Origin of the sequence: Rhodococcus jostii RHA1, from assembly GCF_000014565.1 — a bacterium.
Classification (GTDB): Bacteria; Actinomycetota; Actinomycetes; order Mycobacteriales; family Mycobacteriaceae; genus Rhodococcus_F; species Rhodococcus_F jostii_A.
Window position 1 is genome coordinate 1,247,759 of the sequence record NC_008268.1, and the last position, 21,955, is coordinate 1,269,713.

The 21,955-nt window shown below is 68.4% G+C and carries 26 protein-coding genes, 1 tRNA gene and 1 other RNA gene; 14 read left to right on the forward strand and 14 right to left on the reverse strand.

Going from position 1 to position 21,955, the window contains the following annotated elements; all coding sequences use genetic code 11:
* The first annotated feature begins 7 nt into the window (after positions 1–7).
* Positions 8–973: a prolyl aminopeptidase gene (pip, locus tag RHA1_RS05660; RefSeq protein WP_011594278.1), complete on the forward strand. Its 966-nt coding sequence runs from the start codon at positions 8–10 to the stop codon at positions 971–973.
* Positions 974–977: 4 nt separating this feature from the next.
* Here pip and RHA1_RS05665 read toward each other — a convergent pair whose 3' ends face one another.
* Positions 978–2,378, reverse strand: coding sequence for an RNB domain-containing ribonuclease (locus RHA1_RS05665; RefSeq protein ID WP_011594279.1), 1,401 nt, complete (start codon positions 2,376–2,378; stop codon positions 978–980).
* 30 nt (positions 2,379–2,408) lie between these two features.
* Entirely contained in the window at positions 2,409–2,594 is a 186-nt protein-coding gene (locus tag RHA1_RS05670) for a hypothetical protein (protein ID WP_009473817.1), read from the reverse strand.
* A gap of 403 nt (positions 2,595–2,997) precedes the next feature.
* Here RHA1_RS05670 and RHA1_RS05680 point away from each other — a divergent pair, with 403 nt between their 5' ends.
* The 3 genes from RHA1_RS05680 to RHA1_RS05690 are packed head-to-tail and all read left to right on the forward strand — an operon-like array spanning position 2,998 to position 4,506.
* Positions 2,998–3,444 carry an FAS1-like dehydratase domain-containing protein gene (locus RHA1_RS05680; RefSeq protein WP_011594280.1) on the forward strand — a complete coding sequence of 149 codons (447 nt, stop codon included), beginning with the start codon at positions 2,998–3,000 and terminating at the stop codon, positions 3,442–3,444.
* Complete coding sequence (locus RHA1_RS05685; RefSeq protein WP_011594281.1) at positions 3,441–3,860, forward strand: MaoC/PaaZ C-terminal domain-containing protein; 420 nt, start codon at positions 3,441–3,443, stop codon at positions 3,858–3,860. The genes RHA1_RS05680 and RHA1_RS05685 overlap by 4 nt, the downstream gene beginning before the upstream one ends.
* 22 nt (positions 3,861–3,882) lie before the next feature.
* A complete protein-coding gene (locus RHA1_RS05690; RefSeq protein WP_009473821.1) occupies positions 3,883–4,506 on the forward strand; it encodes a LysE family translocator in 624 nt (207 codons plus the stop codon).
* Between the two features lie 8 nt (positions 4,507–4,514).
* Here RHA1_RS05690 and RHA1_RS05695 read toward each other — a convergent pair whose 3' ends face one another.
* Both RHA1_RS05695 and rnpB read right to left on the reverse strand, forming a co-directional pair.
* Positions 4,515–5,318 (reverse strand): alpha/beta fold hydrolase, encoded by an 804-nt coding sequence (locus RHA1_RS05695; RefSeq protein WP_011594282.1) that lies wholly within the window; start codon positions 5,316–5,318, stop codon positions 4,515–4,517.
* A gap of 196 nt (positions 5,319–5,514) precedes the next feature.
* Positions 5,515–5,953, reverse strand: an RNA gene (rnpB, locus tag RHA1_RS44810) — RNase P RNA component class A.
* A gap of 60 nt (positions 5,954–6,013) precedes the next feature.
* Here rnpB and RHA1_RS05700 point away from each other — a divergent pair.
* Together RHA1_RS05700 and RHA1_RS05705 are read left to right on the forward strand one after the other, a co-directional pair.
* Positions 6,014–6,541 (forward strand): DUF1697 domain-containing protein, encoded by a 528-nt coding sequence (locus RHA1_RS05700; RefSeq protein ID WP_041812321.1) that lies wholly within the window; start codon positions 6,014–6,016, stop codon positions 6,539–6,541.
* Between the two features lie 7 nt (positions 6,542–6,548).
* Positions 6,549–7,799 carry an SLC13 family permease gene (locus tag RHA1_RS05705; RefSeq protein ID WP_011594285.1) on the forward strand — a complete coding sequence of 417 codons (1,251 nt, stop codon included), beginning with the start codon at positions 6,549–6,551 and terminating at the stop codon, positions 7,797–7,799.
* A gap of 7 nt (positions 7,800–7,806) precedes the next feature.
* On the opposite strand, the gene RHA1_RS05710 is transcribed toward RHA1_RS05705, so the two are convergent.
* The 4 genes from RHA1_RS05710 to cobC form a co-directional block, all read right to left on the reverse strand.
* A complete protein-coding gene (locus RHA1_RS05710) occupies positions 7,807–8,913 on the reverse strand; it encodes a bifunctional RNase H/acid phosphatase (RefSeq protein ID WP_011594286.1) in 1,107 nt (368 codons plus the stop codon).
* Positions 8,910–9,647, reverse strand: coding sequence for a zinc ribbon domain-containing protein (locus RHA1_RS05715; RefSeq protein ID WP_009473900.1), 738 nt, complete (start codon positions 9,645–9,647; stop codon positions 8,910–8,912). Before RHA1_RS05715 ends, RHA1_RS05710 begins: the two co-directional genes overlap by 4 nt.
* 99 nt (positions 9,648–9,746) lie before the next feature.
* Positions 9,747–10,886: a Nif3-like dinuclear metal center hexameric protein gene (locus RHA1_RS05720; RefSeq protein WP_011594287.1), complete on the reverse strand. Its 1,140-nt coding sequence runs from the start codon at positions 10,884–10,886 to the stop codon at positions 9,747–9,749.
* A complete protein-coding gene (gene cobC, locus RHA1_RS05725) occupies positions 10,883–11,917 on the reverse strand; it encodes an Rv2231c family histidinol phosphate aminotransferase CobC (RefSeq protein ID WP_050787248.1) in 1,035 nt (344 codons plus the stop codon). The genes RHA1_RS05720 and cobC overlap by 4 nt, the downstream gene beginning before the upstream one ends.
* A gap of 29 nt (positions 11,918–11,946) precedes the next feature.
* Here cobC and RHA1_RS05730 point away from each other — a divergent pair, with 29 nt between their 5' ends.
* The 3 genes from RHA1_RS05730 to RHA1_RS05740 are packed head-to-tail and all read left to right on the forward strand — an operon-like array spanning position 11,947 to position 14,033.
* Complete coding sequence (locus tag RHA1_RS05730; RefSeq protein WP_011594289.1) at positions 11,947–12,648, forward strand: HAD-IA family hydrolase; 702 nt, start codon at positions 11,947–11,949, stop codon at positions 12,646–12,648.
* Positions 12,635–13,108, forward strand: coding sequence for a low molecular weight protein-tyrosine-phosphatase (locus RHA1_RS05735; RefSeq protein WP_009473904.1), 474 nt, complete (start codon positions 12,635–12,637; stop codon positions 13,106–13,108). Before RHA1_RS05730 ends, RHA1_RS05735 begins: the two co-directional genes overlap by 14 nt.
* Positions 13,109–13,151: 43 nt before the next feature.
* Positions 13,152–14,033, forward strand: coding sequence for an SURF1 family cytochrome oxidase biogenesis protein (locus RHA1_RS05740; protein ID WP_011594291.1), 882 nt, complete (start codon positions 13,152–13,154; stop codon positions 14,031–14,033).
* Here the strand turns inward: RHA1_RS05740 and RHA1_RS05745 are convergent.
* The gene (locus RHA1_RS05745) at positions 13,974–14,957 is read right to left on the reverse strand and encodes a cobalamin biosynthesis protein (protein ID WP_041811132.1); all 984 of its coding nucleotides are present in this window, start codon (positions 14,955–14,957) and stop codon (positions 13,974–13,976) included. The genes RHA1_RS05740 and RHA1_RS05745 overlap by 60 nt on opposite strands.
* Before the next feature lie 49 nt (positions 14,958–15,006).
* On the opposite strand from RHA1_RS05745, the gene RHA1_RS05750 reads away from it, so the two are divergent.
* Entirely contained in the window at positions 15,007–15,369 is a 363-nt protein-coding gene (locus RHA1_RS05750) for a DUF5655 domain-containing protein (protein ID WP_009473906.1), read from the forward strand.
* 332 nt (positions 15,370–15,701) lie between these two features.
* Positions 15,702–15,893 (forward strand): hypothetical protein, encoded by a 192-nt coding sequence (locus RHA1_RS05755; protein WP_009473907.1) that lies wholly within the window; start codon positions 15,702–15,704, stop codon positions 15,891–15,893.
* A 4-nt stretch (positions 15,894–15,897) separates the two neighbouring features.
* Here RHA1_RS05755 and RHA1_RS05760 read toward each other — a convergent pair whose 3' ends face one another.
* On the reverse strand, positions 15,898–16,086 hold the full coding sequence (locus RHA1_RS05760) for a hypothetical protein (RefSeq protein WP_011594293.1): 189 nt from the start codon (positions 16,084–16,086) through the stop codon (positions 15,898–15,900).
* Positions 16,087–16,221: 135 nt separating this feature from the next.
* Between RHA1_RS05760 and RHA1_RS05765 the strand changes: the two genes are divergently transcribed.
* Together RHA1_RS05765 and RHA1_RS05770 are read left to right on the forward strand one after the other, a co-directional pair.
* Entirely contained in the window at positions 16,222–16,737 is a 516-nt protein-coding gene (locus RHA1_RS05765; RefSeq protein WP_009473909.1) for a GbsR/MarR family transcriptional regulator, read from the forward strand.
* A complete protein-coding gene (locus RHA1_RS05770) occupies positions 16,730–16,990 on the forward strand; it encodes a hypothetical protein (RefSeq protein WP_011594295.1) in 261 nt (86 codons plus the stop codon). The genes RHA1_RS05765 and RHA1_RS05770 overlap by 8 nt, the downstream gene beginning before the upstream one ends.
* 100 nt (positions 16,991–17,090) lie before the next feature.
* Here the strand turns inward: RHA1_RS05770 and RHA1_RS05775 are convergent.
* From RHA1_RS05775 to RHA1_RS05790, 4 genes are all read right to left on the reverse strand, one after another.
* Positions 17,091–17,162: transfer RNA gene (locus RHA1_RS05775), tRNA-Val, on the reverse strand.
* A gap of 32 nt (positions 17,163–17,194) precedes the next feature.
* Positions 17,195–17,659, reverse strand: a complete 465-nt coding sequence (locus tag RHA1_RS05780) for a peroxiredoxin (RefSeq protein WP_009473911.1) — start codon at positions 17,657–17,659, stop codon at positions 17,195–17,197.
* Positions 17,660–17,699: 40 nt separating this feature from the next.
* The gene (locus tag RHA1_RS05785) at positions 17,700–18,125 is read right to left on the reverse strand and encodes a DUF3052 domain-containing protein (protein WP_005247829.1); all 426 of its coding nucleotides are present in this window, start codon (positions 18,123–18,125) and stop codon (positions 17,700–17,702) included.
* 168 nt (positions 18,126–18,293) lie between these two features.
* Complete coding sequence (locus RHA1_RS05790; protein WP_011594296.1) at positions 18,294–18,830, reverse strand: Rv2240c family protein; 537 nt, start codon at positions 18,828–18,830, stop codon at positions 18,294–18,296.
* A gap of 224 nt (positions 18,831–19,054) precedes the next feature.
* On the opposite strand from RHA1_RS05790, the gene aceE reads away from it, so the two are divergent.
* Positions 19,055–21,910 carry a pyruvate dehydrogenase (acetyl-transferring), homodimeric type gene (gene aceE, locus RHA1_RS05795; protein ID WP_011594297.1) on the forward strand — a complete coding sequence of 952 codons (2,856 nt, stop codon included), beginning with the start codon at positions 19,055–19,057 and terminating at the stop codon, positions 21,908–21,910.
* Positions 21,911–21,955 lie beyond the last annotated feature (45 nt).

Consider the following 21,955-nt stretch of genomic DNA (forward strand, 5'->3'; position numbering starts at 1 on the left):
GGCCGACGTGACCCAGCTGCGCACCCTGTACCCGCCGCTCGAGCCGTACCAGTTCGGGCATCTCGACGTCGGCGACGGACAGCAGATGTACTGGGAGCAGAGCGGCAACCCCGACGGGAAGCCGGTGGTGTTCCTCCACGGCGGGCCCGGGGGCGGCACCGATCCTGCGCAACGACAGTTCTTCGACCCGCAGGTGTACCGGATCGTGCTCCTCGACCAGCGCGGATGCGGACGTTCCACACCCCACGTCGCCGACGGGGCGGATCTGTCGGTCAACACCACCGGCCGTCTCCTCGGCGATGTGGAGTTGCTGCGCGCCCATCTCGGCATCGACCGGTGGCAGGTCTTCGGCGGGTCGTGGGGCTCCACACTGGCTCTCGCCTACGCCCAGAAGCATCCCGACCGGGTCACCGAACTGGTGCTGCGGGGGATCTTCCTGCTGCGCCGCAGCGAGATCGACTGGTACTACAACGGCGGCGCCGGACACCTGTTCCCCGAACTGTGGGAGGAGTTCCTGGCTCCGGTCCCGGAACCGGAGCGGGGTGGCGACCTCGTCGAGGCCTACCACCGGCTCCTGCAGTCCGACGATCCCGACGTCGCGACGCGGGCCGCGGTCGCGTGGTCCACGTGGGAGGGCGCGACGAGTTCGCTGCTCCCCAAACCGGAACGGGTGGTGGAGACGTCCCAGCCGAGGTTCGCGCTGGCCTTCGCCCGCATCGAGAACCACTACTTCCACAACCGCGGCTTCCTGGACGAGGGTCAGCTTCTCCGGGACGCCGCCGCACTGGACGGCATTCCGGGCGTGATCGTGCAGGGACGCTACGACGTGGTGTGCCCGGCGACCAGTGCGTGGGCGCTTCACCGGGCCTGGCCGGATTCGCGGCTCGAGATCGTCGACGACGCCGGACACTCCGCGATGGAGCCGGGCATCGTGCATCACCTCGTCGAGGCAACGGACCGGTTCCGCGACTGACCCGCTATGCGGGGTAACCGAACTCGACGGTCCGCTTCGCGACGTCGGCAGAGACGAGCCTGATCTTCACCTGTTCGCCCTCGGCCGGGTCGCCCACGCATTTCGCCATCACGGATACGGACGGGACGAACACGTCCGCGGTGCGCTTGCCGTTCCGTGACCGCAGCACGGTCGCGTCGAACGTCTCCCCCACCCGGTCGGCGAGCACGGTCGCTTCGGTGAGGTCGATGCAGGCACGGTCGATCTTGCTCGCGAGAGAATCCGAGCCGACCATGATCTCGGGCATCGAGCCCAGCGCTTCCCGCGCCCAGGACGGCACCGGTGTTCCCGCGGTGGCGGCGAGGCACACCTCCGTGGAATACCGGTCCGAGAGCCGGCGCAACGGCGCGGTCACGTGGGCGTACGGGGCGCCGATGGCGGCGTGCGTCGTCAATTCGGGCAGGGCGCCGTCGAACGCCGCGTAGTCGGCGCCCCGCAGCAGTGACGGCGCCTCGGTCATCAGCACCAGCGTCGACGCCGAATTCGGATCGAGCCGCGCCAGGAGTTCACCTACCCCGACGCTCTGCGGCCAGTCGATCCCCAACGCCGACGCCGTGCGTCGCAGCGCCTCGACCGCGTCCGGCCCGGCGGGCGGCAGGGTGCGGAGCAACCCGACCTTCGCGTCGAGCATCATGGCCGCGGCGCACATTCCGGTGAGGAGCGAGATCTCGGCGTTCCAGTCGTCGGCCTCGGTGCGGGGCGCGAGGTCGACGCGCCAGCCGTCCCCGTCCGGCACCACTTCCTGCTCGGGGAGCCGGAGTTCGATCGCGCCGCGCGCCACCGCCGCCGCGGTGCGGAGCCGGCCGAACTCCGGCAGCGACGCGATCGACGGATGCAGTCGTCCCGCCTCCGCATCGGCCTGCACACCGGCGTAGTCCAGCCGTGCCACGGAACGGACCGTGGCACGGGACACCGTGCAGGACACCGGTTCGGCCGACTCGTCGAGTTCGATCCGCCACACCACCGCCGGGCGGTCCTCGTCCGGAAGGAGACTCGCGGATCCTTCGGAGAGCTCCTTCGGGTGCAGCGGCACCTTGCCGTCGGGCAGGTAGAACGTCTGCCCGCGTTTGCGGGTCTCCACATCGAGCACCCCACCGGGCTCCACGACCGCGCCGACGTCCGCGATCGCGTAGTGCAGGACGAATCCGCCGTGTGTCCGCTCCAGATGCAGCGCCTGATCGAGATCCAGGGAATCGGGCGGATCGATGGTGACGAACGCCAGATCGGTGCGGTCCTCCCGCTCGGACGCGTACCGATCGGATGCCGCCCGCGCCTGCGCGACCGCCGCGGGCGGATACCCCTCCGGCAGGTGGAATTCGGTGCGCACGGTGCCGAAATCGATTCCGCGCGCAACGAAACGACTCATCGGCACCTCACACACACCCTTTCCGCAACGCTAGTTGTTCCACTCCTCGTCTGCCCGGTCCGCCGCCTTGTTCCGCTCCGCGGCGATCTGCAGCGCCTTTTCGGCGGACGCGCGGTCGGGGTACGGCCCCATCCGGGACATCGACGATGCCGCCTTCCCCTGCGTGACCGTGCCGTCGTCGACGTTGTAGTACCAGAGATGATCTTCGTCAGTCATTCCCTCAGTGTGGCACCGGTGGGACGTGTGGGGTTGTGGATCACGCTCAGACTGTTACCCTCGGAGACCTGTCCGGTGATACGGTCCCCGGCGCCGGTCAGTGCGGTGCCGATGGCTCGCCTTTCCGGCGCAGTGCCCGAACAGAGAATGGAGCGAGCATGTCAACGATCATTTTTGATCAGCTACTTCCCTACCTCGGTGCCGAAGGCGCCACCTACTGGGCCCAACTGCTGATGGTCGATCCCGTCTGACGGCTATCGATCAGTCGATACCTCGAAGCCCCCGCCGGACGTGTCCGGCGGGGGCTTCGCTGTGAAGGGGCAGGCACGCCCGCGACACATTCGTGACGTTGGTCCGAACGCTTCGCCCTGCCCCGGGGACTGCACGTCTCTAGGCTGATCTGATGGCAGTGAATCCAGCGATCGAGGGTCGTGTCTACCCACCGACCGAGCCCTACCTCGTCGGCCGCGAGAAGATCAGGGAATTCGCCCGCGCCGTCTTCGCCACCAACCCGACGTCGTTCGACGTCGACAGTGCCCGCGCCGCCGGTCACGCCGATCTCGTTGCCCCGCCCACGTTTCCCGTCATCGTGCAGGAACGTGCACTGGCGCAGCTCGTCGCGGATCCGACGTCGGGAATCGAGCCCGTCAACCTGGTGCACAGCACCGAGCACGCCACGTCCGTCCGCCCGGTCGTGGCGGGCGACGAACTCTCCGCGATACTTACCGTCACGAACGTGACGTCGCGCGGCCCGCACACACTGCTCGTCGCCGACATCGAGATCCTCGACGCCACAGGCGATCACGTGAGCACCATGACGTCGACCCTGTTCGTCAGGGGGGAGGAATGACGTCCCCGGGGCGAATCATGCTCGGCGACACCGTCGCCAAGTCCCGATATACCGTGACCCGCGAATCCCTGGTCCGCTATGCCGGGGCGTCCGGCGACTTCAACTCCATTCACTACCGGGACGACGTCGCGGACGCCGTGGGCCTGCCGGGCGTGCTGGCGCACGGCATGCTGACGCTGGGACTGGCGACGCAGTGCGTCGTCGACTGGCTCGGCGACCCGGCACGCGTCACCGGATACCGCGCCCGCTTCACCAAGCCGGTGATCGTCGCCCCGGACGAGGGCGCGGTCGTCGAGGTCGTCGCGAAGGCCGCGCAGGTCGACGAGGCCGCGGGCACCGCCCGGATCGACCTGACGGTGACCTTCGACGGACACGCGGTGCTCGGCAAGTCGCAGGTGTGGATTTCACTGCGCTGAGCGCGCCCGACATACTGACCCCATGATCGGTGTCGTGGTGACCGCGTTCGCGGTGCTCGGGCTCCTGACCGTCATTCCCGGCCCGGACATGGCGGTGGTGACGCGCGCGGGCCTGTCCGGTGGATGCGGCGCCGCGCTGCGGGCGACATTCGGTGTGGTCGCCGGGTTGACGGTGTGGGGCGCGCTGACCGTCGTCGGGCTCGGAGCGGTGCTCGCCGCCTCCGCGGAGGCGTACACCGTCGTGAAGATCGTCGGCGGGATGTACCTGGTGTATCTGGGGCTCTCCACCCTCTGGCGCAGCCGGTCGCGACGACGCACCGCCGCGGTCGAACCGGCACCTGTTCCGTCGCCGGGATCGAGTTGGCGGGCCGGGTTCCTGACGAACCTCCTGAACCCCAAGATCGCGGTGTTCTACACCGGCCTGCTCCCGCAACTCGTTCCGCCCGGGTGGCCGACCGCCCCGACCCTGGCGTTGCTCGTGCTCGTTCACGGGCTCCTCGGGATCGTCTGGCTCGGCGCGTACAGCCTCCTGCTGACCCGGGCGCGCACCACGCTGGAGAAGCCGTCGGTGCGACGGGTCCTGGATCGGATCACCGGAACGGTCCTGTTCGGTTTCGGTGCCGGCGTCGTCGCCGAGGCGCGGTAGGACCGAGGTCAGTTCCGGGAGTCGCCGGCACTCGCCGAACTGCCGCCGAGCAGAATCGTGCTGATCAGATTCGGGTCGTCGGTCATCGGGACGTGCCCGATGCCGGGCAGGACCAGTATCTGCGCCTGCGGGAAGAAGCGGCGCACGCGTCGTGCCTGATACACCGGCAGAATCAGGTCGCGCCGCCCCCACGCCACGGTGACGGGAACCGTCGCGTCGACGACCGGCGGGAGATCGAACTTTGCTGTCATCCCCTTGTCGACCAGGGCATTCGTAGTGAGCGAGTGCGTGTCGATCACGGCGTCCTCGTACGGCACCCGGCTGGGCCGGGCAAAGAAGGCGGCGAGCGAGGGATAGCGGACGGCCTTGTATCGCAAAGCCTTCGGAGCGTTCGGACCCATCGCCCGGGCGAGTCCGCGCAGGGCGCGGAACGTGTAGATGGTGCGTGCTTGATCGGCATGGTTGACGAAGAAGCCGGCCGGTGAGAGCGCCGTGGCCGAGGCGACCTCGCCCCGGGCCGCCAGAGCGAGGGACAGCCAGCCTCCGAGCGAGTTCCCCGCTACGTGCGGGCGTTCCCCGGCCGGCGTCACCGAGCGGACGAACCCGCTCAGTTCCTCGAGGAGTTGATCCATCATGTCCGGGCCGTCGTCGAGTGCGGCCGATTCTCCGTGCCCCGGAAGGTCGACGGTGACCACCCGGCGGTAGGGCGTCAACTGGTCCAGGAGGGCGTTCCAGGCCTGCCGGCGATGCACCACCCCGTGCACGAGTACGAGGGTGGGGCCGGAGCCGGCGATGTCGTGAGGCAAGTCCATGGACAGATGTTACCGCTATCACGAGTAACATCTACTGCCAGCCGATAGTGGGGCCCGTCGCCCACGGATGTGGGCGACGGGCCCCGACATCGACCCCGATTCGGGTCGGTCGGGCCGATGCGGGAAAGATGGTAACCGGTCTGTTTGTTATTCGCCAGTCGGGGCCGTGACCTCGCCGATTGGTACAAGGGTGAGGCGAACGAGTTGGCGTGTAAGCCGGATCCTGTCCCCGGGCGCCGAAGCGCCGGGTGGCGACCATCCATCTGGGCACACCGTCGCCGGGTACCTCGAGCGGTTCACCCGCAGGCTCGGGCGAGCAGCCCTCGAACACCTGCGCAGCCGCACCGGGATCCCGGAGGAACCGGTGCGGCCTTCAACCTTGCTCCGGGCGGGGTTTACCTAGCCACCCCGGTCACCCGGGGTGCTGGTGCGCTCTTACCGCACCGTTTCACCCTGACCGACGCCACACCCCGGAGGATGTGGCATCGGCGGTCTGTTTTCTGTGGCACTGTCCCGCGAGTCACCTCGGGTTGCCGTTAACAACCGCCCTGCTCTGTGGAGTCCGGACTTTCCTCGACTCAGGGCCTGTGCACTGAAGTGCTGGTTCCCTGTGCCGCGGTCGCCCGGCCAACTCGTCCGCGCGATCAGCCTACAGTCCGTGCGAACGTGTCATGTCGCCGCACTATGGTCTGTTCATGACCCGATACGCCGCCCTCCTGCGCGGCATCAACGTGGGCGGCATCAACATCAAGATGGCCGACCTCCGCAGCACCTTCGTCGATCTCGGATTCGAGAACGTGAAGACCGTTCTCGCGTCGGGCAACGTGCTCTTCGACTCCGACCGCGGCGACGCCCCCGCCCTGAAGAGGGAGATCGAAGCCGCGCTGCGTGCCGAATTCCACTACGAAGCCTGGGTTTTCGTCCTCGACCTCGACACGGTCCGGAAGATCGTCGAGGACTACCCATTCGACCCCGAGAGAGAAGGCTGGCACCCATACGTGCTGGTGACGCCCGAACCCGACGTCCTGGACACACTTCTGAGCATCCGGGACGAGCTGGATCCGGAGGTCGAACGGGTGCAGGCCGGCGACGGCGTCCTGTACTGGGAAGTCGAACGGGGCATGACGCTGAAGAGCAGGTTCGGCAGGAGCACCGGCGCTCCCAAGCTCAAGGCGTTCACCACGACCCGGAATCTGCGCACCCTCCACAAGCTCCTGAAGTGACCCCTCGGTGACAGTTCTGGCGGTGGCGCTCGTCGCCGGAGTCCTCGTCTTCGCGGTCGTGCGCCCACGCAGGCTGCCCGAGATCGTCGCGGCCGCACCGGCTGCGGTCGTCGTCCTGGCCACCGGTCTGGTGACGCCGTCGGACGCCTGGGACGAAGTGTCGGAGATGGCCCCCACCGTCGGGTTCCTGGCGGCGATCCTCGTGCTCGCGCACCTCGCGGACGCCATGGGTGTGTTCACCTGGATCGCGGGCCGGTTGCGCCGGGGGGCGCGGGGGGATCCGAAGAGGTTGCTGACACTCGTGTTCGGGGCGGCGGCGCTGACCACCGCGGTGCTGAGTCTCGATGCCACGGTGGTCCTGCTGACACCGGCGGTGATCGCGACGGCCCGCTCGCTGCGAATGGATCCGCGCCCCCACTCGTACGCCACGGCTCACCTGTCGAACACCGCGTCGACCCTGCTGCCCGTGTCCAACCTGACAAACCTCATCGCGTTCTCGGCGACCGGATTGACCTTCCTGCATTTCACCGCCGTGATGGCCCTGCCGTGGGCGGTGGCAATCATCGTCGAACTCATCTTGTTCCGCGTGTTCTTCCAGCGTCACCTCGGCCGGCCCGAAGCCGAGCCGGAGCCGAAACGCGATCCGCAGGCGCCGGTCGCCGCACTGTCGATCATCGCGGCCACACTCCTCGGGTTCGCGGTGTCCGGCTTCGTCGGGGTCGCACCGGCATGGGTGGCCGCGGCGGGGGCGATCGTGCTGGGCGTCGTCGCCCTGCGCGACGGCCGGACCAGCGTGAGACGGATCGTGTATTCGATCGACGTGTGGTTCTGCGCGTTCGTCCTGATCCTCGGCGTCGTCGTGGCCGGGGTCGCCAACGGTCCGATCGGCGAATGGATCGCCACGCGGCTGCCGACCGACACGTCGTTCACCGCGTTGCTCACGATGGCCGTCGTCGCCGCGGTCGCGGCGAACCTGGTGAACAACCTGCCCGCCACGCTGCTCCTGCTGGCGGCGCTCGGACCGCACCCTCCGACCGGACTCGTGCTGGCGATGCTGCTCGGTGTGAACCTCGGCCCCAACCTCACCTACGTGGGATCACTCGCGATCATGCTGTGGCGGCGCGTGGCCGCGCGAGCCGGATCTCCCGCAGATCTCCGGACGTTCACGGTTCTCGCGCTGGTGACCACGCCGTTGACCCTGCTCGCCGCGGTCGTTGCCCTCTGGGCCTGTGAGTACTTGTTAACCGCGGGCGGTTAACAAGTACTCACAGGTGGGAGGTGTCGTTCACCAGCCGGACGGACGAGCCGCCGTCGGGATAGAACTCGGCGATGCTCAGCGACGCCAGATCCAGATGCAGCCGGTACAGCAGGGAGGGTCCCGCGTCGAGCGCCAACTGCAGCAGGGTCTTGATGGGGGTCACGTGGGTGACCACGAGGATCGTGGAGCCGGCGTAGGAGGCGGTGAGGTCGTCGCGGACCTTCAGGATGCGCTCCCGCACCTCGTCGAAGCTCTCCCCCGCGGGCGGGCACACCGACGTGTCCGACAACCACTTGCGGTGCAGTTCGGGGTCGCGCTCGGCAGCTTCCCGGAACGTGAGGCCCTCCCACTCGCCGAAGTCGGTTTCGGTGAGGCCCTCGTGCACGGTGACCGGGAGTCCGAGCACCTTCGCCGCCGCCGTCGCGGTCTGCTGCGCGCGCCCCAGCGGGGACGACACCACGGCCGCGATTCCGTTGTTGCCCGCGAAGCGGACGGCCGCGCCGTTCGCCTGGGCCTGCCCGATCTCGGTGAGGGCCGGGTTCCCGCGACCCGAGTAGCGCCGGTCGACGGACAGCGGGGTCTGCCCGTGCCGGAGCAGCAGCATCCGGGTCGGGGCGCCCGTCGTGTCCATCCAGCCCGGTGCCGCGGGGGTGGTCTTCTCCGAGGGGACGGCAGCCGGTTCCGGTTCGACGTCGGCATCGCCGTCGGCGCCGTCCATGGCTTCGTTGGCGAGGCGGTCGGCGTGCGCGTTCTCCGCCCTCGGAATCCACGTGTACGTCACAGAATCGAACTGCCGGGCGAGTGTGGACGCCTGGCGCTGCAGCGGAATCATGTCCGGGTGCTTGACCTTCCAGCGCCCGGACATCTGCTCGACCACCAGTTTGGAGTCCATCCGCACGTCCACCTCGGAGGCGCCGAGTTCGGCGGCGGCGTCGAGACCGGCGATCAGGCCCCGGTACTCGGCGACGTTGTTGGTGGCGATCCCGAGGCTCTCCTTGCGCTCCGCGAGAACGGTGCCGTTGGCGGCGTCGAACACCACGGCGCCGTAGCCGGCGGGTCCGGGATTGCCGCGCGAACCACCGTCGGCCTCGACGACGACCCGACCGGCACTCACAGACCCGACTCCTTGGTGCGCACCAGGATCGCGCCGCATTCGGAGCAGCGCACGACGACGTCGGGTGCGGTGGCGGTGATCCGGGAGATCTCGCCGCGATCGAGTTCGATGCGGCATGCTCCGCAGCGCCGCGACTGCAGCAGTGCCGCTCCGACGCCGTTCTGGCTCCGCTGCTTCTCGTAGACGGCGATCAAGTCGGCGGGAAACTGGTCGGCCAGGGCCGTTCGGTCGCGGATGCAGCGCTGCTCGGCGGCGTCCAGATCCGCGACGGCGTCGTCCCGGCGGCGGCCGGCGTCGATGAGGTCTTCCTCGATCTGCGACAGCTGCGCACCGGCGTGGTCGTGGTCGGACTGCGACGCCTCGCGCCGTTCCATCACCTCGAGCAATTCGTCCTCGAGCAGTCCCTGACGGCGGACGAGGCTGCCGAGTTCGTGTTCGAGTTCGGTGAGCTGCTTCGATCCGACCGTTCCGCTCTGGAGCAGTGTGCGGTCGCGGTCCTCGCGCTGACGGACGGCGTCGACCTCACCTTCGAGTTTGCGGATGTCGCGGTCGAGATCGTCGAGGACGATTTCGACGGCCACGGCCGCGTCCTTACGGGTGACGCGCTCCGCCTCGAGCCGCTCGACTTCCTGACGCTCCGGAAGCGCGGTGCGTCGGTGGGCGATCCTCGACAGCTCCGCATCTACGCCGGCGAGGTCGAGAAGCTTGGACTGCACCTGTGGTTCGACGTTCACGCGTGGTAACTCCTGCTGTCTTCTGTGAAGGGTTCTGGTGTGCAGATTGCTTGGGTGTCAACCGTACCCCGGCGGATCACTGGTTTCGGCCGGACGGCGCTACGACGGCGACGCGCTGACCGACCACGGATCGGTTCGTACGGCCGACACCCGAACCTGCCATTCCGGTGTGCGGCCGAACGCGGCGTCGAGGACGCCCTTGGCCTGGTCACACCACGGCTGCTCGCTCGCCCAGTGCGCGACGTCGATCAGGGCCGGACCTCCGGCGCGCAGGTGCTCGTCCGCAGGGTGGTGTCGCAGATCGGCGGTGACGTAGGCGTCCACGCCGAGTCGGGAGACGGCGTCCAGGTACGAGTCGCCGGAGCCGCCGCACACCGCGACGGTGCGGATCGTCGCTTCGGGGTCGCCCGCGGCCCGCACACCCCACGTCGTGGCGGGCAGGGCGTCCGCCACCCGGTCGGTGAAGTCGCGCAGCGACAGCGGTTCGGGGAGCTCCCCGAACCGCCCGAGTCCGCGGGGTCCGGGGAACGTCGCCATCTCGAACACGTCGAACGCGACCTCCTCGTACGGGTGGGCGGCGCGCATCGCGGCGAGCACTTTCTGCCGGATGCCGCGCGGGGCGATCACCTCCACCCGGCTCTCCTCGACGCGTTCGAGCGCACCGACCGCGCCGAGGGTGGGGTTCGCGCCGTCGGTCGGGAGGAACTGGCCCTGCCCGGTGACGGACCAGCTGCAGTTGCGGTAGTTGCCGATGTGTCCGGCGCCCGCGTCGAACAGGGCGCGGCGCACCGTGTCGGCGTCGCCTGCCGGGACCAGGACGACCCACTTGTCCAGGTCCTCGGTGGGGTGTGGGTCGATCGGTCCGGTGACGGTGAGTCCGAGCGCCGCGGCCAGGGCGTCGGAGACGCCGGGGTCCGCGGAGTCGGCGTTGGTGTGCGCGGTGAACAGGGCGCATCCGGCCTTGATCAGTTTGTGGACGAGTGCGCCCTTCGGGGTGTGCGCGCCGACGGTGTCGACGCCGCGCAGCAGCAGCGGGTGGTGGACGAGGAGAAGGTCGGCGCCGGCGTCGATCGCCTCGTCGACGACTTCGGCGGTCGGATCGACCGCGATCGTCACCGTCGTCACCGTGTCGTCGGGGTCGCCGCACACGAGGCCGACGGAGTCCCACGATTCGGCGAGGGCGGGCGGGTATGCCGCATCCAGGGCCGCGATCACGTCGGCGAGACGCACCGGGTTCACACAACCTCCTTCATCGCGTCGATCAGCACATCGGTCTGCTCGGGGGGTCGGACCGCGACCCGGAGGAAGTCGGGACCGAGTCCGGGGAACGTGTCGCACCGCCGCACGGCGATGCCCCGCTCGCGTAATTGCTTCCGCACGAGTTCGCCGTCCGGCAGTCGGAGCAGCAGGAACGGTGCGACGGCGGGCTGGTGCACCGCGACGCCGATCGCGTTCAGCCGCCGGATCATGTCGTCCCGCCACGCACCCAGCACGACGGCGTGCTCCCGAGCGGCGGCGACGGCGTCCGGTTCGCTGCATGCGGCGATCGCCTCCACCTGCAGGCTTCCCAGCGGCCAGTGCGCCCGCCCCACCTGCAGGCGTTCGAGGATCTCCGGGGAGCCGAGCGCGTACCCGCACCGCAGTCCGGCCAGTGCCCACGTCTTGGTGAGGCTGCGCAGCACCAGCACGTCGGGCAGCGAACGACCGGCGAGCGACTCGACCTCGCCCGGCACCGCGTCGGCGAACGCCTCGTCGACCACGACGATCCGGCCGGGCCGGCGCAGCCGCAGAATCTCCTCCGCGGGGTGCAGCACCGAGGTGGGGTTGGTCGGGTTGCCGATCACCACCAGGTCGGCGGATTCGGGAATCGCGGCGGCATCCAGGACGTACGGGTCGTCGAGCAGCACCTGTGTGACGGGCACGTTCGCCTCCCGCAGCGCCCACTCCGGTTCCGTGAACGACGGATGGATCAGTGCTGCCTCCCGGACCCCGAGCCGCGGGAGCAGGGAGAAGCCCTCGGCCCCACCCGAGAGGAGCAGCACCTCCTCGGGCGTCCGGCCGTGCCGGGCGGCGACTGCGGTCCGGGCGGCGCGATCGGCCCCGACGGTGGGATAGGAGCCCAGGCGCGGCAACGCGTCCGCGAGACGCAGTCGCAGCCATTCCGGGGGCCCGTCGCCCTGCACGTTCACTGCGAAATCGAGGAGACCGGGCCCCGCATCCACGTCTCCGTGGTGACGCAGGCTCTCCCGGGTACCGGCACGAATGTCCACAACCGTCGAGCCTAAGGGACAATGGTCCGGTGACATCTCTCTCCACCTCCCTGTCCTCCGCCCCTTCGGCCCTGTCGGCTCCGATCGTGCTGTTCGATCTCGACGGCACGCTCACCGACTCCGCGCCCGGCATTCACGCCGGGTTCCGTCATGCGCTCGCGACGATCGGGCAGCCGGAACCGACCGACGAGATGATCGACGCCGTCATCGGCCCGCCGATGATCGACACGTTCCGGTCGATGGGGCTGGACGAAGACGTCGTGCAGCAGGCGGTCGCGGCCTACTTCGAGCGCTACGACAGCGTGGGGTGGGCGGAGAACGCCGTCTTCGACGGCATCGAGAAGGTGCTGATCGACGCCCGCGACAGCGGCCGACGGCTCGCCGTCGCCACGTCGAAGTCCGAACGGTTCGCGATCCGCATCCTCGAACACTTCGAACTGGCCCACTACTTCGAGTTCATCGGCGGTGCCAGCGACGACGGCAGTCGGCGCGCCAAGTCGGACGTGATCGCCCACTCCCTCCGCAACCTGGGAGTCACCGCCACCGAGGGCGCCACCCCCGACGTCCTGATGGTCGGCGACCGTGACCACGACGTCCTCGGTGCCGCGCACTGGGGCATCCCCGCGGTGTTCGTCGAGTGGGGTTACGGTTTCCCGGCCGAGGCCGAGCGCGCGCACACGACGGCGCAGACCGTCGCCCACCTCGGGAAGATGCTCGATGCCGCAGCCTGACACCCCGTTGCACGTGACGTTCGTGTGCACCGGCAACATCTGCCGCTCCCCCATGGCCGAGAAGATCTTCGCCGAGCACCTCCGCCGGGAAGCCCTCGACGACCGGGTGACGGTGAGCAGCGCCGGGACCCACGGCTGGCACGTCGGCCGCGAGGCCGACATCCGCACCAACGAGACCCTGAAGCTGAACGGGTACCCGACGGGCCACACGGCCGCGGAGGTCGGGCCGTTCCATCTCGGCGCCGATCTGGTGGTCGCACTGGCGGCCAACCACGACCGTGAGCTTGCCCACATGGGGGTGCCCGACGAACGCCGCCGGCTGCTGCGCAGCTTCGACCCGGACGCGGACACGTCGTCCGTCCCAGACCCCTTCTACGGCGACCTCGAGGACTTCGAACGGGTCCGCCTGCAGATCGAGGCCGCAGTGCCCGGGTTGCTCGACTGGGTGCGCAGCCGGTAACCCACGATCAGGGTCCCCACCTGCGAGCGGCTACCGTGGAGGCGTGCGAAGGCTGAGATTTCTGTTGCGACCCGGCTGGTTGGTGTTGGCCTTGGTGGTCGCCGGATTCGCATTCATGTGTTTCTACGTGCTCGCGCCGTGGCAGCTCGGCAAGAACACGTCGACGGAGCACCGAAACCAGCTGATCGCCGACTCGGTCGACGCCGACCCCGTCCCGCTGGAGACCCTGCTGTCCGGCGCGGCCCCGAATCCGGACGACGAGTGGCGCCGCGTCACCGCGACCGGGGCCTACGTCCAGAACAGTGATCTGCTGGTCCGGTTGCGGTCCATCGAATCGCAGCCCGCGTACGAGGTCCTGACGCCGCTGCAACTGACCGACGGTCGCACGATCCTGGTCAACCGCGGCTACGTCCGCCCTGTGCAGGGAACCGAGCCGCCGCCGGTGGATCCGCCGCCGGCCGGGCAGGTTACGCTCGACGGTCGCGTCCGAAAGTCCGAGGGCACCATCGCAGGCAAGGAACCGATCGACGAGAACGGGCTCCGCCAGGTGTACTACATCGATGCGGGTCAGATCGGCGGTTTCATCGGCACCGATCTCGTCGACGCGTACGTGCAACTCGAACCCGGTCAGCCCGGCGGCCTCGGCACCATCCCGCTCCCCCAACTCGACGCCGGCCCGTACCTGTCGTACGGCTTGCAGTGGCTGGCGTTCGGCATCATGGCCCCGCTCGGCCTGGCCTACTTCATTCGCGCGGAGTGGCGCGAACGCCGCAAGGAGAAGTCCGCGAAGACCTCCGACGACTCCGCCCCGGTTCCCACACCGGTGGCCCGGAAGAAGCCGTTCGCCCGAAGCAAGCCGGTGGAGTCAGCGCCGCGGACGGCGGCGGAAGCGAAGCTGGCCGACCGCTACGGCAAGGGCCGCTGACACCAGCGCCGCACCGACCTGCACCGCCGCGGACAGCCGTACCGCACGGTCGAGGTCGACGGGCAGGGGCGACGGCCCGGAGCCGAGGACGGGTCGCATCTCGACGCCGTGCGCGTATTCGGTGCGCCCACCCAGCGAGATCCCGAGTGCGCCCGCCGCGCTGGCCTCCGCGACGCCCGCGTTGGGGCTGGGGTGCTGGGACGCGTCGCGTCGCCACGCCTCCCACGCCTCGTTCGGCGACCCGCCGACCGCCGGCGCGGCCATGACGGACAGCGCACCCGTCAGGCGGGCGGGCAGCAGGTTGAGGACGTCGTCCCACCGCGCCGCCGCCCAGCCGAAGTTGCGGTACTTCGGCGAGCGGTACCCGACCATCGCGTCCAGGGTGTTGGACGCCCGGTAGACGAACAGTCCGGGAATTCCGGCCACGGCGCCCCACACGAATGCCCCGACCGCCGAGTCCGACGTGTTCTCGGCCACCGACTCCAGCGTCGCCCGCGTGAGCCCGTCGACGCCGAGCACGCTGGGGTCGCGGCCGCACAGCGACGGCAACAGGGCGCGGGCGGCGGCAAGGTCGTCCACCTCCAGGTGTGCGGCCATGCTCGATCCGGTCCGTCCCAGCGACGTCCCGCCGAGCACGGCCCACGTCGCGACGGCCGTTCCGGCTACCTCGCCTGGCCATCCCCCGCGCCGCGCCATCCGCGTCGCGGCGACCCCCAGCCCCGCCGCTCCGCCGACGAGGACCGCCACGTGCAGGATCCCGGCCGGCCGGGAGTCGCGGTACGTCACCTTCTCCAATGCCATTGCGGTGCGTCCGAATCCGGCCACGGGATGCCACCGGGCCGGATCGGCGAACACGCGGTCGCCGGCGAAGCCGAGGAGCAGGCCTGCAGCACGCGCGGTGGCGGGACGGGAGGTTCGATGCACGCCGATATTTGTATCAACTAACGTTGCAGTCGATGTAAAGGAGCGTCCCATGAATGCCGCGATCGACGAGTACCTGGTAGGCAAGGACCCGGACGCCACCGAGCGCCTGCTGCAGTTCCGTGACCTCGTTCTCGCGTGCGGCGAGGTGGACGAGCGGGTCCACCGGACCGAGATCGCGTGGGCTCGTGCCCGCGTCTTCGCTGCCGCGTTCATCTATTCGTCGCGGCTCGAGATCGCTCTCGACCTGCGTCGGCGCGTCCATCACCCGCAGCTCCGCGAGGCGTTTCCCACCACGAAGACGGTGATCACGCACCGTTTGACGATCACGTCCGACGATCAGCTCGACGACACCCTAGCGGCGCTCCTCGCCGAGGCCTACGACACCGTGGGTCCAGGCATTCGCGCGCACTAGCCGGGGGCACAATTGCGCGCCGATTCGCCGGATTCCCGCGCAATAGCGTGTGCGTCTCACCAATCCGTCGGCGGGTGCGAACCACGCACTCGTTCCGGTCGGTATGTCTGATTCCTGAAACTCTGCTGAGTATCTCGCCAAGCGCCCTTTACTGCGCCTACCATGGTAAATGCCGCCTCGTTCCCCCCATTCAGGGGCGGCGCACGGCCCCGCCCTGCTCACATCTTCGGTGCTGACTCAACACACCCACGTGGCCCGGCGGGGTTCTGCGCGTCCGGTGGAAATTCGTGTGAGGCATTGGTTTCGCCGACTGCGCCTGGGACGATCGAGAGGTGTGCAGCGACCTGACCAAGCTCGGCGACGACGAACTGCTCGCCCAGCTGGATGAGCACCGAGCACTGCTCGGCGAGTCGATCGCGAACGATTACGGCTGCGAAACGGTCCGCGGAGTCACCATCCGGATCACGGCGTTCGAGGCCGAACTCGGTCGCCGCGGCTCCGCGACCTCGCGCGACGCGACCTGACGGGCTACCTGCGGCTCGTGGTGGGAGCGGACCAGACGCCGGTCACTTCCCCGTCGTCCTCGTAGCGGTCGATCTTCACGATGCCCGCCCCGGTTTCGGTGGGCCGGTGCGTCTCGTTGACGGCCTGGAAGTCTGATTCGAAGGTCTTGTCGCTCGACGTGCCGTTGCGCAGCGTCACCTTGTACCTGGGCATGTCAGGAATATGCCACTGCCGGCGAGGCCGCGGGCGATGAACAGGTTAACTCCACGAAACCTGTCACAGGACGGCAGCTGAACTGAAATGACACAAATCTGTGCTATTTCAGTCAGAACTGCTATTTTCGGCATTGTGCCGTCCGACACACAGCTGATATTCGCCGACCACGTCGGCCGTTTCTACGCACGCCGGTACGGATTCCCGCCGATGGCGGGACGGCTGCTGGGGTACCTGTTCGTCTGCGATCCACCGCAACAGACGATCGACGAACTGGGCGAGGCGTTGCTGGCGAGCCGGAGCGCCATCACCGGGGCGGTCAAGCTGCTCGAGGGCTATCGGATGGCGCGGCGAACCCGAATGGCCGGCGAGCGGGTGGACCGGGTGAGCCTGGACCCGGCCAGTCAGCAACCGCAGAACTTCGATTCCGCTCTCCATCAGGAGCATGCGGCGCTGTTCCGGGAGGGATTGGCGTTGCTGGCCGACGCTCCACCCGAACGTCGCGCCCCGCTCGAGGAGATGGTCGCGCTGGCCGACTTCCTCAGCGAGCGACTTCCGGCGCTGCTGAACGAGTGGCACGCGCATCGCGACGAGCTCCGGGCTCGGCGCACAAAGAAACCCGATCGAGAAGAGGATGTACACCATGACTGAAATCGAACTGTCCGCCCTGCGCGAGCAGGCGGCCAACGGCGATTCGACCGCGCTCGACCTCCTGATCGAGCTCGCCGGCGAACGGGGTGACATGGACGAACTCCGCCGGCTCGCAGACAACGGCAGCTCCGACGCGGCCGACCAGCTCATCGAACTCGCCACGGAACTGGGCGACATGAACGAACTCCGCCGCCTCGCCGACAACGGCAACATCACCGCCGCCGAGCAGCTCATGGAACTCACCGAGGAGTGAAGTGCCGTGCGGGGCGGCCGAACGCGGGCAGCACGGTGAACACCGACACGGAGAAAGCCCCGACCCGCGCGGAACGCAGATCGGGGCTTTGCCCTGACGGTGGGCGCGGAGGGTTTCGAACCCCCGACCGCTGGTGTGTAAAACCAGAGCTCTACCACTGAGCTACACGCCCGAACATCCGGCGAGAACCTCGCCGGATGCGCATCAGGACTCTAGCGTGGCGAGCGCTTTCTCCCAAGCTTCCTGGTCACGGGCCTCTCCGGGCCCGTTCATCTCGGCGAACCGGATGACGCCTTCCTTGTCGATGACGAAGGTGCCGCGGTTCGCGAAGCCCAGTTTCTCGTTGAAGACACCGTACTGCTGCGCGACCGCACCGTGCGGCCAGAAGTCGGCGAGCAGCGGGAAGGTGTATCCCTGCTCGGCGGACCAGATCTTGTGTGTCGGCGACGCACCGACGGAGAGCGCGAGAATCGCAGTCTCGTCGTTCTCGAACTTCGGCAGTTCGTCGCGAACCTTGCAGAGTTCACCCTGACACGTTCCGGTGAACGCGAGGGGGTAGAACACGAGCAGGACGTTCTTCTTTCCGCGGTAATCGGAAAGCGTCACTTCCTGATTGTTCTGGTCCTTGAGGGTGAAATCGGGGGCGGTGGTGCCCACCTCGAGCGGCATGACGTGATCCTTCGGTGAGTGAACGAAAAGGTGCGACTGTTCAGCGCTTGTTCGCGGGACGCGACTTCGGCTGAACCAGACGGCTTCCCGACCAGTCCCCGAGGTTCGCCGCCGACGTCTGGGTGAGACCGGCTGTAGGTGCGGACTCGGCGATCTCGCTGGGCTCCACGTGACCGGGCTGACCGGTCTTGGGGGTGAGGACCCACACGAATCCCTCGTCGGCCAGGGGGCCGATGGCATCCATGAGGGCGTCGACGAGGTCTCCGTCTTCGTCGCGCCACCACAGCAGCACGACGTCGATCACCTCGTCGGAATCCTCGTCAAGCAGTTCTCCACCGATGGTGTCCTCGACCGCGGCACGCAGGTCGTCGTCGGTGTCCTCGTCCCAGCCCAGTTCCTGTACCGCCATGTCGGCAGTGATCCCGAGTTTCTGAGCGTAGTTTTGGGCGTCCGCCGCGGCGACCACGGTGGGGTCCTCCTTTTGTTGACGGTGCTCGGATACCCGAACACCTGCCGGATGAAGATCAATTAGGTGAAAGCGAACATGCTCGAACGCTTTCGCGCAAGCCGACCACGCGAATTTTTCTCAGAAAGTAGTGATGCGTGGTCATCGACCGAGCCTACGGTGCGGGAGTCACGATGTGGGGCAGGCTCCCCGAATCGAGTCGCTGAGCTCGTCTCCACGGCTCGCGAGTGTGTTCAGAATGTCACCGCGCTGCCCGCCGTCGACCGCGGTCGCGAGTTCCCGGTAGTTGTTCGCGTAATCGGTGAGCAGTCCGGTCAGCTCCGCGGGAAGTGCGGGCGTGGCGGCATTCGCCCCGTCGGCCGCCGCCCGAAGGGCTGCCGCCGCGGCGCTCGCCTTCGCACCGGTGTCTGCGGCGTCGGCGTTGGCGGCGTCGATGAAGGCGTTGTAGCTGTCGATGGTGTCGCCGGCACGGTTCACGAACATCGTGCACTGCTCCACGAGCGCCTCCCGCTCGGCCGCGGCCTTCTGGGAGGACGACGCGGCCACCGATGAGGACGTCGCCTCCGCGGCGTACTCGGCGGCCTGAGAATCGTTTTGCTGCGCGGTCCCCTCGACCGCGCCGCCGCATCCGGCGATGACGCCCACACCGACGATCGCCGCGACGGCAGCACTCGCCGGCCCCCAGCGGCGCGTCGACGTGCGCATTCGTCTCCCCCATGTTTTCGACGGCATCGACAAGTTCAACATTCGGCCCCGGATCTGCGCAAACGCTACCGGAGAGTAACCCGAACACAGTGTGCCGACTGCGCCGCGATGGTGAAAGATGAGGGTCGCGCCATATTCATAAAGGAGATGGGTCGGGCCTAACAAGGCCGCGATCGCATGGAGAGGACGCCACACCGCGCGTCCCACCACAATGAGGAGCAACGTTGTCAGACCTGATCCAGGGACCCGCGTCTCAACCGGATTCCGCCACACCCGGCGCCGGAGCGGCCCAACCTTCCAACCCCAGTGCGACCCCGGGTTCCGACGCCCGCGTTCGCGTCATCCGTGAGGGTGTTGCGTCTTATCTGCCGGATATCGACCCGGACGAGACCACGGAGTGGTTGGAATCGTTCGACGGACTGTTGGACCGGTCCGGACCGACTCGTGCCCGGTATCTGATGTTGCGGATGCTCGAGCGGGCCGGGGAGAAGCACGTCGCGTTGCCGGCGTTGACGTCGACCGATTATGTGAACACCATCCCGACGGAGAACGAGCCGTGGTTCCCCGGGGACGAGGAGACCGAGCGCCGGTATCGGGCGTTCATCCGGTGGAACGCGGCGGTGATGGTGACCCGCGCGCAACGCCCCGGGGTCGGGGTCGGTGGTCACATTTCGACGTATGCGTCGTCGGCGGCCCTGTACGAGGTGGGGTTCAACCACTTCTTCCGCGGCAAGGACCATCCCGGGGGTGGGGATCAGATCTTCATCCAGGGCCACGCCTCGCCGGGCATCTACGCCCGCGCGTTTTTGGAGGGGCGGATCCCGGCGGAGCGGATGGACGGGTTCCGGCAGGAACACTCGCACGCCGATCAGGGCGGCGGGTTGCCGTCGTACCCGCACCCGCGGCTGCTGCCGGATTTCTGGGAGTTCCCGACCGTGTCGATGGGGTTGGGCCCGATGAACGCGATCTACCAGGCGAGGTTCAACCACTACCTGCACGACCGCGGCATCAAGGACACCGCCGATCAGCACGTGTGGGCGTTTCTGGGTGACGGGGAGATGGACGAACCCGAATCCCGCGGCCTGGCGCACGTGGCGGCCACCGAGGGCCTCGACAACCTGACGTTCGTGGTGAACTGCAACCTGCAGCGCCTCGACGGCCCGGTCCGCGGCAACGGCAAGATCATCCAGGAGTTGGAGTCGTTCTTCCGCGGCGCCGGCTGGAACGTGATCAAGGTGGTCTGGGGCCGCGAGTGGGACGCGCTGCTGCACGCGGACCGGGACGGCGCCCTGGTCAACCTGATGAACGTCACCCCGGACGGTGACTACCAAACGTACAAGGCCAACGACGGCGGGTACGTGCGCGAGCACTTCTTCGGCCGGGATCCGCGGACGAAGGAACTGGTCGCGAACCTGTCGGATCAGGACATCTGGAACCTCAAGCGCGGCGGCCACGATTACCGCAAGATCTACGCCGCGTACGCGGCGGCGATGGCGCACAAGGGGCAGCCGACGGTGATCCTGGCGCACACCATCAAGGGCTACACCCTGGGCAAGCACTTCGAGGGCCGCAACGCCACCCACCAGATGAAGAAGCTGACCCTCGACGATCTGAAGAATTTCCGGGACCTGCAGCGCATCCCGATCTCCGACGCCGAGTTGGAGAAGGACCCGAAGATGCCCCCGTACTACCACCCCGGCCCCGATGCCCCGGAGATCCAATACATGCTCGACCGCCGCCGCGCGCTCGGTGGGTTCCTGCCGCAGCGCCGCACCAGCCCGGCGCCGTTGCCGATGCCGCCGGATTCGACCTACGACGTGGTCCGCAAGGGCTCCGGCAAGCAGCAGGTCGCGACCACCATGGCGTTGGTGCGGATCATGAAGGAGCTGTTGCGGGACAAGGAGATCGGCAAGCGGATCGTGCCGATCATCCCGGACGAGGCCCGCACCTTCGGGATGGACTCCTGGTTCCCCTCCTTGAAGATCTACAACCGCAACGGCCAGCTGTACACGGCGGTGGATGCGGACCTGATGCTCGCCTACAAGGAATCGGAGATCGGGCAGATCCTGCACGAGGGCATCAACGAGGCCGGCTCGACCGCCTCGTTCACCGCGGTCGGCACCTCCTATGCCACCCACGGTGAGCCGATGATCCCGCTGTACATCTTCTACTCGATGTTCGGGTTCCAGCGCACCGGCGACGGGTTGTGGGCGGCGGCGGATCAGATGGCCCGCGGATTCGTCCTCGGCGCCACCGCCGGCCGCACCACCCTCACCGGCGAAGGCCTCCAGCACGCCGACGGGCACTCGCTGCTGCTGGCCTCGACCAACCCGGCCGCCGTCGCCTACGACCCGGCGTTCTCCTACGAGATCGCGCACATCGTCAAGGACGGACTGCGCCGGATGTACGGCGGCACCGACGGGGTCGACGGGTTCGGTGGGGAGGACATCTTCTACTACATCACCCTCTACAACGAGCCCTACTCCCAGCCCGCCGAGCCCGCCGACCTCAACGTCGACGGCCTGCTCAAGGGCATGTACCTGTTCAAGAAGTCGCAGGCTTCGGGCCCGAAGGCGCAGATCCTGGTCTCCGGTGTCACCATGCCCGAGGGGCTGCGTGCGCAGGAACTGCTCGCCGACGAGTGGGGTGTGGCCGCCGACGTGTGGTCGGTCACCTCCTGGGGTGAGCTGCGCCGCGACGGCATCGAATCGGAGCGCCAGGCCCTGCGCGACCCCGGCACCGACGCCCCGCTGCCGTATGTCACGCAGGCGTTGTCCGACGCCGCCGGCCCGTTCGTGGCGGCCTCGGACTGGATGCGCGCCGTCGCCGATCAGATCCGTCAGTGGGTGCCCGGCTCGTACACCACCCTCGGCACCGACGGGTTCGGCTTCTCCGACACCCGCCCCGCCGCCCGCCGGTACTTCAACGTCGACGCCGAATCCATCGTCGTCGCCGTCCTGTCCGCCCTCGCCGGCGAAGGCACCCTCGACCGCTCCAAGGCCGTCGAAGCCGCCAACCGGTACCGCATCGACGACGTCCGCGCCGCGGCCGTCTCGTACACGGACACCGGCAGCGCGTAACGCCGAGATCCTCCCCACCGCCGCCCGTGTGTCCGTCGGACTACA